Source organism: Pedobacter nyackensis, from assembly GCF_032678475.1.
Lineage (GTDB): Bacteria > Bacteroidota > Bacteroidia > Sphingobacteriales > Sphingobacteriaceae > Pedobacter > Pedobacter nyackensis_A.
The window spans coordinates 942689-954093 of record NZ_JAVTSF010000001.1 but is presented as its reverse complement, the minus strand read 5'-3'; the positions used below and the strand labels follow the sequence as shown (position 1 = coordinate 954093).

Genomic DNA, 11405 nt, shown 5'->3' with positions numbered 1-11405 from the left:
TACAAATACAGGTGTTGCACTGAAATAAGGTTGATTGTAGGTTGGTTAAGGTTTTCTTCGGAAAAAGGGTACTTTTTTCCGAAGAAAGGTGCTCGCAATGTGCACCAAACCTTTATGTAAGGCCGAAGCGTTCTTTTACTGAAAGATATGCGGACTATGCGGGGACTTGTCTTTAGTGAGGTGCTATTAAAGACAGAAACAAAGATATACTTGTTAAAAATATAGTATTTTTGAATAAAAAATCAATTTATATCACATTGGCTAAGATCAGAAAAAACTCCCATAAGGTACTGTACAGAAAGTATTCATCAAATATTAAGTACGTCATGATGGTACTCTCGGTTTTGATTATAACGGTGTTTTTACCCAAACAACCACGTTTTCGGTATGAATTCGAAAAGGGGACAATCTGGAAAAATAAGGACCTGGTATCTCCCTTTAGTTTTGCTATTTTGAAAACCAGTCCACAGGTTATTATTGACAAGAAGGATGCGCTCGACAATGTTTTACCTATATATAAGCTAAATAAAGATTTGTTTAATGTAGTTGAGGAGGCCTACTCGAATGAATTCGATGTAAAATGGAGGTCAAGCGTTTTTCCTGAAAATGAAAGTGCTGCTAATAAACAGTCGTCCCTTAAACTATTAAAATATATCTACGACAAAGGGATCATCGCATTAAATGTAAAGCATCAGAAGGGGAGTTCTGGTAATTACGATTTTTCACTACTCAATAACAATATTTCTAAAACTGTAAATACTCAGGATGTATTTACAGTGCCATCAGCCCTTGCTTATTTTAAGAACAACTTTAAATCAATCAATCTGAAGGAAGAAGAGGTTGTTGAGAACCTGGTTGAGGATCATTTACAACCTAATATTATTTTTGATGAAAAACTGACGGCAGTGGTTCAGAACAGTACTGTCAGTAGTTTGTCTACCACTCGCGGAATGGTACAAAAGGGGGAGCTGATTATTGCTAAGGATAATGTGGTTGACGATGAGGCCTATCAGAAGTTGTTGTCATTTAAAGAAGCATACGAGGCCCAGACCAAAACTATTGGCGATAGTAAGGTGGTTTATTTTGGTCAGATCCTGCTTGTTGGTTTTATTGTGAGCTTACTGATGGTTTTTCTTAAATTATTTAGGAAAGATATTTTTGCTGATAACAGGCAGCTATCGTTGATCCTATTGGTGATTACAACGATGCTCCTTGCATTAACATGGGCCATTAAGCTTAATTTTCCTAGTTTATACTATATTCCATTTTGTATTGTACCCATTATCATCAGGATCTTGTTTGATACAAGGCTGGCGCTTTATCTGCATTTACTTGTGGTATTGATCTCGGGTTTCTTTGTGCCCAATAGTTTTGAATTTGTGTTTTACCAGGTTACTTCTGGTATGGTTGCTATTTATAGTATCCGTAATTTAATTAAGCGTGAGCAATTGTTGTTGTCTGCTTTGTTCATTTTATCAGCTTACTTTGTTTCATTTGTTGGTATTTCGTTATTACGTGAAGGTTCCTTTGCCCAAATTGAATGGGTCAATTTTGTGCCTTTCGTAATTAGCGTATTACTTTCCTTATTGGCTTATCCCTTAATTTATGCTTTCGAAAAAATGTTTGGCATTACTTCGGATGTTGCATTGATAGAGTTGACTAATACCAATAATAAACTTTTACGTGAGCTGGCTTTTAAAGCCCCGGGCACCTTTCAGCATTCGTTGCAGGTGGCTAACCTTGCAGAGGCGGCTATATTTAAGATAGGAGGGAATTCATTATTGGTAAGAGCGGGCGCTTTATACCATGACATTGGTAAGATAGAGAACCCTCAGTATTTTATCGAGAATCAAAATACAGCGCTTAGTCCGCATGATAAGCTGCCTTATGAGCAGAGTGCCCAGATCATCATTAAACATGTTCATAAAGGCATAGAAATTACACGCCGACATCAATTACCGGAAAGTGTGATTGATTTTATCAGGACGCACCATGGAAATACGCGGGTTGATTATTTTTATCAATCTTTTTTAAAGAATTCTCCGGAGAAATTTGTTGATGAAAATATTTTCAGGTACCCAGGACCAATACCTTTTTCAAAAGAAACCGGAGTTTTAATGTTGGCAGATTCGGTCGAAGCTGCATCGAGAAGCCTAAAAAATCCGGATGCCCAGAGCATAAATGACCTGGTCGAACGGATCATTAACTACAAATTGGAACAAAATCAGTTAGACAATTGCGATATTACATTAAAAGATATTGAAACTATAAAGTTGATATTCAAGACGATGCTGATGAGTATTTATCATGTGCGGATAGATTATCAACAAAATGTGTAATTTATTTTTGCAAACATCAATGAATTGCTATATTTGCACTCCCTCAGCACGGATATGATGAGGTAAAACGGAGGGATGCCTGAGTGGCCGAAAGGAACAGTTTGCTAAACTGTCGTACTGGTAACGGTACCGAGGGTTCGAATCCCTCTTCCTCCGCAGAGATTTGAAATCTCAGGAAAATTGAAGGGTTGCTCCATAAAGAGCAGCCCTTTTTCTTTGGGTATCAGTTGGCGTCAAACTTCTTCGTCCATTTTTTATAAGTCACATCATTTATTGATTCCTCAAATAATTTATTTTCTACTCCTTCTATTTTTGTTTCAAGTGCAGTGAATTGATTTTTTAGGATGACAAGTAGTATAGCTCCGGAAATATTTAAAGTGCTGTCGGGAACACGACATTTCTTTCTCAACCCCAATCTCCTTTGATGATTTTTTAGACTAGAAAAATGAAAAACTGGTTAAACAATAAAAAATGATGAAATATGCGATAAAGATTTTTTTAATTAAATTAGGCTTCCCAACATAATTTATTGAATGTTAGTATTGTGAAAAGAACATACAAAGAAGATGGTAAAATTTATTACGCCGACAACTGTAAAACATTAACAAATGCATGGAAGGAAGGTAGGATCCAGTTAGATGCTTTGGCTAGAAATAACTACCCTGGTTATCAAATGGATCCTAAGATGATTCCTGGCATTAATACCATTGGTTATTGGAATGCAAAAACCGAACAAGAATGGGGCTTAGACTGGCATCGAAATGAGGGGATTGAAATAACTTTTCTTGAAACTGGTACAATGCCGTTTCTTTTAGAAGATGGGGTTTATACAATGTTGCCGGAAGACCTTACTGTAACCCGTCCCTGGCAAATTCATAAAGTTGGAAATCCAATGATTGGAGTAGGTAAATTACATTGGTTGATTTTGGATGTAAACGTTAGGCAACCGCATCAGAATTGGAAATGGCCCTCATGGATTATCCTGGCTGAGGATGATTTAAGGGAATTAACCAAATTTTTAAGACAAAACGAACAGCCAATTCTCAAAGCGAATTCTGACATCAAGAGATGTTTTCAAAAAATAGGTAACCTGATACATGAATCTTCAAAGAATATTGAATCCAGGATTGCAATCTATGTTAATGAGTTACTTATGTTGTTGTTAGAATTATATCAAACAGGGACGTATGCCTTAAACGATACTTTAACCAACAGCACGCGTACGGTAGACCTTTTTCTAAAGGAGCTGAATGAAAATTTTTCGGAGCCCTGGACACTAGAATTGATGTCTTCTCATGTTGGTCTTGGTGTTACAAGGTTCACTCACTACTTTAAACAGCTGACCAATAGGACACCGATGCAATATCTAAATTCAATCAGGTTAGAAGCCGCTCAAAAACAATTAAAGCAGTATCCTCAAAAGAGTATCAGTAAGATCTGTTATGATTGTGGCTTTAGCAGTACACAATATTTTTCTACAGTTTTTGCTAGAAAATATGGATGTTCACCATCTGAATATAAATAATGGCATTGATATTAATGCCATTATTTATATTCAGGTTTTTAGTTTTTGAATTGGATGAAGAGTTGGTTAAGTAACCTATCTTCGACATCTCCACTATGGATATAAGTTCTATATTTCAACTCCATACGTTTATGTGCAGCAAGACTTAAGGGTTCATTGTATAAAATAGCAGGCATAAAAAAAACATGTTGACCTGCTTTATACCAGATATACCACGGAGAGGGGTGACGGGGATTGGCTGGATGATCGAATATGGTTATTCCTACTTTTGAACGCTCTTCTGAGCCTAAATTTGCAGTCATATCCATCCAGTTTGCGTTTTCTCCATATCCTGTTAAGTTCTCTTTGTTAGCCCAACCATTTGAATCTCTGAAAACGGGGTCTTTTATCGAACTAGCCCCTCTATACCCTAAGCCTGCATATCCACCAGATATAGAGCCACCTCGTTTAAGGGTAGGTGCACAATCAAATAAAAGTGGAGAATCTTGTGAGGTAAAGTTAAGAGACCAGTCGATTGTGTAATTTCCGTACTGATCTGGAGAAGATACCAACAATACCCTATTTTCTTTTAGAATTGTCTTTTTACCTTCAGGAGCATATTCCAGGAGAATATTAATTTTTACTGAAAAGTCTTTTTTAGGTTTAATGTCAACTTTTATAATTTTGCTTCTTCCTTCGGAGACACCTCGCCCATGTACTTCTTCCCAATAATTGATTTTATTAATGCTGCGCCACGCAAACCACAGACCACGGTGATGCCCATGGTCTGCAGGTCGCTCCATTGTCAGATCCTGACCATTTACTCTTAATGGATGAAAATAGGGTTTATCCTGATTTTTGTTGAAATTTAGTTGCCATACTATTTGCCCATCTTTGACTAGTGCAAAGGTAGAATCTGACTTACGCCAGCTATATTCATTTTTTAAAGAGGTATCCAGAATGCCGGCTTTAGTATCCGATATACATAAACTCAACAAACCAAACAGATATAATATTGCTCTGATTCTCATATTAATATTTTAACAAATTTAAAATCAATATTTTATTGTACCACATCCATTTCACCCTTCATTATGGTATAGTGGCCTGGATAGGTGCATATGAATGGATAAGTCCCTGTTTTCTCAGGGGCAGTAAAGTATATGGTTTCAGATGTATTGGGTTGTAATAATCTGGTGTGTTGCAAAACAGAATTCGACTTTGGTACATAGTGCATGGAGGGAGCTTCCAGGCCCAGCTCCATTGCAAGTTTACCTATCTGATCTGCAGTGCCTGGTTCAACCAATACGAAATTATGTTGCATATCATCATTGTTTTTAAAAACCAATTTGATTTTTGCCCCTGGTTTTACACTAAATTTATCAATGTCAAATTTTAACCCCGGTTTGGTTCCCATGACAATTGTCATATCCGGACCATTTACCCATGAAGATGGAAGTGTATTTGAGGTTTCATTTTTTTTATTCTTTATCGCATTTGGTTTACTACCTACATTCAGCTGTTTTTTAACGTTATCTTCTTCTTGTTTTAAGTAAGATATTTTTATTACATCTTTATCCTGAAGGGATAATTTTTCTCCAGCTGGAATTGCATTTAAAGAATAATAACCAAAATCATGTAAAAGCGGTGTCTGATCAACAGATCTTAAACCTGTACATTTTACCTCGTGAATGTAGCCTTCTCTTAAGTTGTTAAGGACAAGGCGAACAGTTAAGCCATCGTCCGCTATTTTTATAGCTTCTATTTTGCATTCTTTTTTATCATAAACCTCACTGCCATAGGCTTGATGATATTTGTAATCAAAACCAGAAATATTATAATTTGCAGGATCAAGAGCAGATTCCTTATTTACAGGAGAGGTGAATTCAAGTTCAAACCCATCTGGTTTAGCTTTTATTGTTTTAATCTCAAATGGCATATTACCTGTCCATACCAAACGCTGTAACCCATGTCTAAAAGGTGCATTTGAGTTCCATCCTCTGTCTGACATCCCTACAAAAATAGATCGATCATTTCCCCATTCCAGACGGAGTATTCCAGACATAAAGCCTTTTCGAAATGGGAAAGCCGCGCCTTGGTATTCTCCATTTACTTTTTCCATAAATACCCGCATTATATTTGCATGGCCCTCGTCCCCTACAAAATATTGACCAGTAAAGGGGCCAAATCCCCCATTTGTATTGTCTTCAACAAGACCTGAAAGAGAGACCCCTAAAATCCCATGAGGAAGCCGTACAGAAGGTAGCTTCATGCCTGGTATCCGTTTCACTGCATCATGAAACAATGGGTTGTCGGTTGGAATATCTGTGATCCTTGTTTTTAAAGTTGAGCCAGGTTTGTCTGCAGATTTTAATCCAGAAGGGTGACCAAAGAAATCATTTTTCTGTACATGGGTAATATATCCTGTACCTACCCATCCTCCCTGATTTTCAGTATAAAAAAGCTCACCCTTACTATTTGTCCCAATTCCGGCTGGTGATCGGAAACCTGAAGCAAACGGTGTAAGAACCCCAGTGGGAGTAACCTGTACCATCCATCCACGCCACAAGGCATGACTTCCCATTTCTCCGAAAAATGGCTCTGCACCACTGCCCATACCATTGTCGCCTAAATTAAAATTGATATAAAAATTACCATCTGCTCCAATTACCGGGCCATGGTTATATTCACAATAGTTTCCAGATAGTTCCCAGGTCGTAACTGTTTCAAACAGGTCTGCGATATCGTCACCATTGGTATCTGATATTTTTGTTAATTCAGCTCTTTGTGCTACATAAAGGGCGCCATCCTTATAGGCAAGGCCTAGTGGCTCGTGCAAGCCGGATGCAAACAATTTAAAATAAGGTTTTGAATTGTTCATCATCGCTGCATTCTCCAGTATCCATATTTCACCTAATCGTGTGCATACCGCCAATCTGCCGTCTGGTAATTTTGCCAGCCCCCCAACTTCTAATTCGGCACCAGTAGGGGCCATAACAGTAACGATCTTATAAAAATCATTCTCAGTTAAGGCTTTGACTTTATTCCCATGGCCGGCGTGTTGTGCATAGCCATTATTGTGGCAGTAAAGTAGTTGTAAAGTAACAAGCAGAATGAATGTTGCTATATTTTTTAAGCTAAAAAATATAGGGCAATAGTTTTTAAAATGTTTCATTAATTTTATTTAACACAATTAATCGTTTTAGAATTACCAGATGATTGAATATTTGATCTCCGCTTGATTTTTAGATGGGGATAATGGCACGATCAACTCATTGCCTAAACTAGTTTTTCTAAGAATCGCCTTTGAGCTTTGATCATTTGTGTATTTTATGTAATAACTATCGTTATTTATACTATAAATATCCTTGCCAACTTGTTTGATGCTTGTGCCTTCTGCCAATTTAAACCATAACATATTTGTGTGATTGCCTGAGGAAATCTTGTATGTTCTTAATAGAAGTCTGCCTTTTTCCTGGGGATCAATTTTATCTTCAATGATAAAGTCATTCACTGCATAAAGGAATGTGGGTTTGCCACTAGCGTCAAGTTTATATCCTTTAAATTTAAATTTATCAGATTGTTTTTCTGGCCAGGTTTCTTTATCATTAGATAACATAGCGAAATTAGGGGAGGGCGTAATTTCAAATTTGCTTCCGAGCGGTACAGCTATTTGGATTTGTCCACGGCTTGTCCACATAGATGTCGCGTCTATAAATCCACCTTTCCAAAAATTAATTAATGTACCCTGTGAAAGATCTATTGCGTAATGGATGTTATCCGGATCACCAACTGCTGCGCAGAAAGTTCTTTTTTTATTAGCATATTCGATGAAGCACCTCTGGACAATTGTTTTAAGTTGGGGATTGACTATGATTTGCCTGTCCAGAATATTTTCTGCGGGCGCAGTAATTAACAGATTTTTGATATTACCGGGATTCTCGAATTGCAGATAATGAATATCTTTCAAAGCGATTGCACCGTTAGAAGACAGCATAAAGGGGCCTGTTGTTGCCTCTTCTCTTAGCGGACTATTGATAGATGGTTCCTTAAAGCTTACGTTTTCTTGTATCGTTACACCATTGTAAACTACCTTCAAGAGCGTTGCGTCATCTGTTTTATTACCTGAATTATTAAATTTTGGAGCCTGGAAAAATATTTGCATTTTTTGCCATAAACCAGGGGCGCGGCATACATTCATTCTAGCGTCAGAAACTAACTCATAGTTGCTCCAGCTATCATTAAGTTTTATAGCATATCTGCCTTGTAAGTATAGGGTTGTCTGGGATCCTTTAGCAAGCATGAACTCAAACTCCAATGCCAGATTTTGATGTTCCAGGTTTGAAACAAGTATGTTTTTGCTTTGACCTTTAGGTGTGTGGACAAGAATTCCTGTACCATTCTTTATTTCACTTTTATTAGGTTTGTTGAGGTCATAAGAAATATCTCCAACAAGTTTCCATTGCTGTGGAACTGTTTTAAATTCGGAGAGATCGTTCAAGGATAAGGTTTTAAAAACAGATTTAGTATTAGTTTGTGCCTGTAACCTGGGTAAACAGTTACAGCAAACCAAAAAAAGTACAATTGATCTTCTAATATAAGTTCTCATTAGCGTTATGTTAAGCTTCATTTATTGGCATATCTCGCAGCTCTTTGTTAGTCATTAATTAACAAAGGACCCAGCGTTTTCCTAAGGAAAGCGATACTTCTTTCTGCTTCATCAATTTTACCACATTCCACGCTCAAAAAAATATCTTTATTTACAGGTTCCAGTATCTCGATTACTTTATCCCAGTTTACAACTCCTTCACCGCAAGCACATCCGACAGGAGTACCTGTTACAGAGCCACGTTGCTCATCGCTTTGCTCCATACTTATGTCTTTAGCATGTATGTGCAAAATTTTATCTTTTACAGCATTGAGCCCATCGTATGGATCTTCAATGCCGGCCAAATAGGAGTTTCCTGTATCCCAATTTACACCAATCCAAGGCGAATCAACCAGACTTACTATTCGCATAAGTCCCTCAGCTGTCTTAGTATATATCCCGTGCGGCTCAATACATACATTAATCTGATGGCGATTTGCTACTAAAGCTGCTTTTGTTAAGGTGTACTTCATTACCTGATGTGCAAAGTCATCATCCATCCAATCGGGTTTAACCATTTCATCTGTGTTAACAAATTTTGCATTAACAGCATCTGCAAAAATGATAGCTCTGGTTAGACGGGTAACTGCTGCTTCGGGCTTCATTAAAGGACTGTGACCACTGATACTACTTACTTTTATGCCATATTTGTCACAAATCTCCTTCATTAAAAGTGTATCTTCCTCCATAGAAAATGAATGAAAGTAATCTACTTCACTAAGTAATTCCCAACCAGTGTGAACCATTGGTTCAATATATTTGTACCCCAGTTCCGCTGCTAATTTTACACCAGATTCAAAGCTCATATCAGCGCTTCGGCAGTATTCCATGTTGAGACTTATTCTAAATTTAGCCATTTTTATTTACAGTAATTGATTTAATATTTATAGAGTTTTTAGTGCCTGTTTACCTGAACTATAGGTTTTTAACCGGAGTATTTAAGCCTAAACTATACGGATTCCTATATTTTGGTTAAGGTATATTGAGGCAATATTAAAGAATATAATATAGTTGATTGTGCATTTCTTTTCATTGAAAGAAATTGAACATGGTATTTTTTATCAATCTCTAATATTGATTTGTCAATGGCTCAAATAGTGATTTTTTTCTATTTGAGTAATTAGTCAAAGCAAAAAAAACAGAACTAATAAGCAATTTACCATCAATATAAAATTATTAAAAATCGGTACTTTGTAAGAGAAACAAGTTTGCCTTTCGATGAAGGTTTGACTATTGTTTTTTTAATCGCTTGACACTTTAGGTGTATAATAATAAACAAAAAATGAAAAAAGCACACTGGCTTCTTAACGTTATATATTTCAAATATGCTTTGTATTTGAGTTTAACTGTTTTATTCTCGATTTCTTCTTATGCCCAGGAAAAAGAAAAGTCTTGGGAAGAGCTGAAACAAGGCTATGAGTTGCCGGCATGGTATACCGAGGCCCGATTTGGGATTTGGCTACATTGGGGGGGACAATCTCAGCCCGATAACGGAGGAGGCTGGTATGCCCGTCACATGTACATGCAGGATGTAGGTGGCCAAACTTTCGGTAAAGAAGCCTATGCCAATCAATTAAAGCAATATGGACATCCTTCCAAATTCGGTTATAAGGAGGTGTTGCAATCCTGGAAGGCTGAAAAATTAGATCCTAATGCTTTGATGAAGTATTTTAAAGAAATGGGGGCTAAATATTTTATGGTTTTGGCTGTTCATCATGATCATTTTGATGACTTTAATTCAACCTATCAAAAATGGAATTCGGTAAATATTGGCCCTAAACGAGATATAGTAGGTGATTTTAGACAAGCAGCGCGAAAATACAAGATGCCATTTGCAGTGAGTTCGCACGATGACCGTTATTTGAGCTGGTGGCTTCCAGCATTTGGTTCGGATATTTCCGGTCCATTAAAGGGAGTTCCCTATGATGGAAACCTGACTAAAGAAGACGGGAAAGGTTTATGGTGGGAAGGGCTTGATCCAGCCGATTTGTATGGAATGCCACCTGCTAAAAGAACTCCGGAGTGGATTGCCGATATGAAAAAAACATGGGTGTTGCGCCACAAAGAATTAGTAACCAAGTACGATGTGGACATGATTTGGTATGACGGTTACGGTTTTCCTTATGGAGCTCCCGGGAAAGAAGTTAGTCGCACTTTATTTGAAAACAGCTTAAAGAAAAATGGTAAAATCATGGCTGTTGTTGCAGGTAAAATTGCTGATGATGAAGCTGTCGTAAAAGATATTGAGTGTGGTACTTCAAACAAAATCAACCCGAAACCTTGGCAGTCGATTATCACAACTGGTCCCCATTGGTTTTATAAAAAGGATAGAGAAATGGTTCATAACGCCAGGACGATTATTGAAATGATGGCAGATGTGAATAGTAAAAATGGGAACTTAATGCTCAATGTAGAACTTTTACCTGATGGAAGCCTTTCTACTGATGAAAAGGCAATTCTTGACGAAGTGGGTGCCTGGGTAAATAAAAATAGTGCTGCAATTTATGCAAGTAAACCTTGGAAAGTATATGGGGATAATTTGAATTCGATTTTAAAACGTGCCAGTAATATTGCCAATGCCGATTTGGAAGCATTGAAAAAACAAGCAGAATCTGAGCAGTTTAATCAGCGAACAGTTAAAAGCGCGCCGTATGGAAATGACGAAGTCAGATTTACGACTAAAGGGAATATTTTGTATGTTTTCGTCTTGAATCCAACAGAAGGCGAGATTTCACTTCCAGCACTAGGTTTGAAATCGAATCAGCTACCAAAGAAAATCAAGTCGATAAAAATGATGGATGGCAAAAAAGTAACGTTCAAACAGACAGATGAAAAACTAACTTTCAAAGTTCCCGCCAATCGTCCTTCGAAATATGCTGCTGTTTTCGAAGTAAAAGGGGCACTATAATACGGA

8 protein-coding genes and 1 tRNA gene are annotated in these 11405 nt (G+C 37.2%); 4 read left to right on the top strand and 5 right to left on the bottom strand.

From position 1 onward, the window contains the following. Positions 1-257: 257 nt before the first annotated feature. Together R2Q84_RS03775 and R2Q84_RS03770 are read left to right on the top strand one after the other, a co-directional pair. Positions 258-2339 (top strand): HD family phosphohydrolase, encoded by a 2082-nt coding sequence (locus R2Q84_RS03775; protein ID WP_410478408.1) that lies wholly within the window; start codon positions 258-260, stop codon positions 2337-2339. 69 nt (positions 2340-2408) lie between these two features. Continuing rightward, positions 2409-2495, top strand: a tRNA-Ser gene (locus tag R2Q84_RS03770). Positions 2496-2562: 67 nt separating this feature from the next. Here the strand turns inward: R2Q84_RS03770 and R2Q84_RS03765 are convergent. Beyond that, positions 2563-2748 carry a hypothetical protein gene (locus R2Q84_RS03765; protein WP_316815193.1) on the bottom strand — a complete coding sequence of 62 codons (186 nt, stop codon included), beginning with the start codon at positions 2746-2748 and terminating at the stop codon, positions 2563-2565. 135 nt (positions 2749-2883) lie between these two features. Between R2Q84_RS03765 and R2Q84_RS03760 the strand changes: the two genes are divergently transcribed. Beyond that, entirely contained in the window at positions 2884-3864 is a 981-nt protein-coding gene (locus R2Q84_RS03760) for an AraC family transcriptional regulator (RefSeq protein ID WP_316815192.1), read from the top strand. Between the two features lie 38 nt (positions 3865-3902). On the opposite strand, the gene R2Q84_RS03755 is transcribed toward R2Q84_RS03760, so the two are convergent. The 4 genes from R2Q84_RS03755 to R2Q84_RS03740 all read right to left on the bottom strand — a co-directional run bounded on the left by R2Q84_RS03755 (position 3903) and on the right by R2Q84_RS03740 (position 9321). Then, entirely contained in the window at positions 3903-4874 is a 972-nt protein-coding gene (locus R2Q84_RS03755) for a PmoA family protein (RefSeq protein ID WP_316815191.1), read from the bottom strand. Positions 4875-4906: 32 nt separating this feature from the next. Further along, the gene (locus tag R2Q84_RS03750) at positions 4907-7018 is read right to left on the bottom strand and encodes a plastocyanin/azurin family copper-binding protein (protein WP_316815190.1); all 2112 of its coding nucleotides are present in this window, start codon (positions 7016-7018) and stop codon (positions 4907-4909) included. 33 nt (positions 7019-7051) lie between these two features. Next, the gene (locus R2Q84_RS03745; protein ID WP_316815189.1) at positions 7052-8344 is read right to left on the bottom strand and encodes a family 16 glycoside hydrolase; all 1293 of its coding nucleotides are present in this window, start codon (positions 8342-8344) and stop codon (positions 7052-7054) included. Positions 8345-8499: 155 nt separating this feature from the next. After that, positions 8500-9321: a sugar phosphate isomerase/epimerase family protein gene (locus tag R2Q84_RS03740; RefSeq protein WP_316815188.1), complete on the bottom strand. Its 822-nt coding sequence runs from the start codon at positions 9319-9321 to the stop codon at positions 8500-8502. A gap of 452 nt (positions 9322-9773) precedes the next feature. Here R2Q84_RS03740 and R2Q84_RS03735 point away from each other — a divergent pair, with 452 nt between their 5' ends. Next, positions 9774-11399 (top strand): alpha-L-fucosidase, encoded by a 1626-nt coding sequence (locus R2Q84_RS03735; protein WP_316815187.1) that lies wholly within the window; start codon positions 9774-9776, stop codon positions 11397-11399. Positions 11400-11405: the final 6 nt, after the last annotated feature.

Bases quoted from the DNA above. Each gene is read 5' to 3' on its own strand.
- R2Q84_RS03750 (WP_316815190.1), bottom strand. From the start codon at position 7,018: ATGAAACATTTTAAAAACTATTGCCCTATATTTTTTAGCTTAAAAAAT.
- R2Q84_RS03735 (WP_316815187.1), top strand. From the start codon at position 9,774: ATGAAAAAAGCACACTGGCTTCTTAACGTTATATATTTCAAATATGCT.
- R2Q84_RS03755 (WP_316815191.1), bottom strand. From the start codon at position 4,874: ATGAGAATCAGAGCAATATTATATCTGTTTGGTTTGTTGAGTTTATGT.
- R2Q84_RS03740 (WP_316815188.1), bottom strand. From the start codon at position 9,321: ATGGAATACTGCCGAAGCGCTGATATGAGCTTTGAATCTGGTGTAAAA.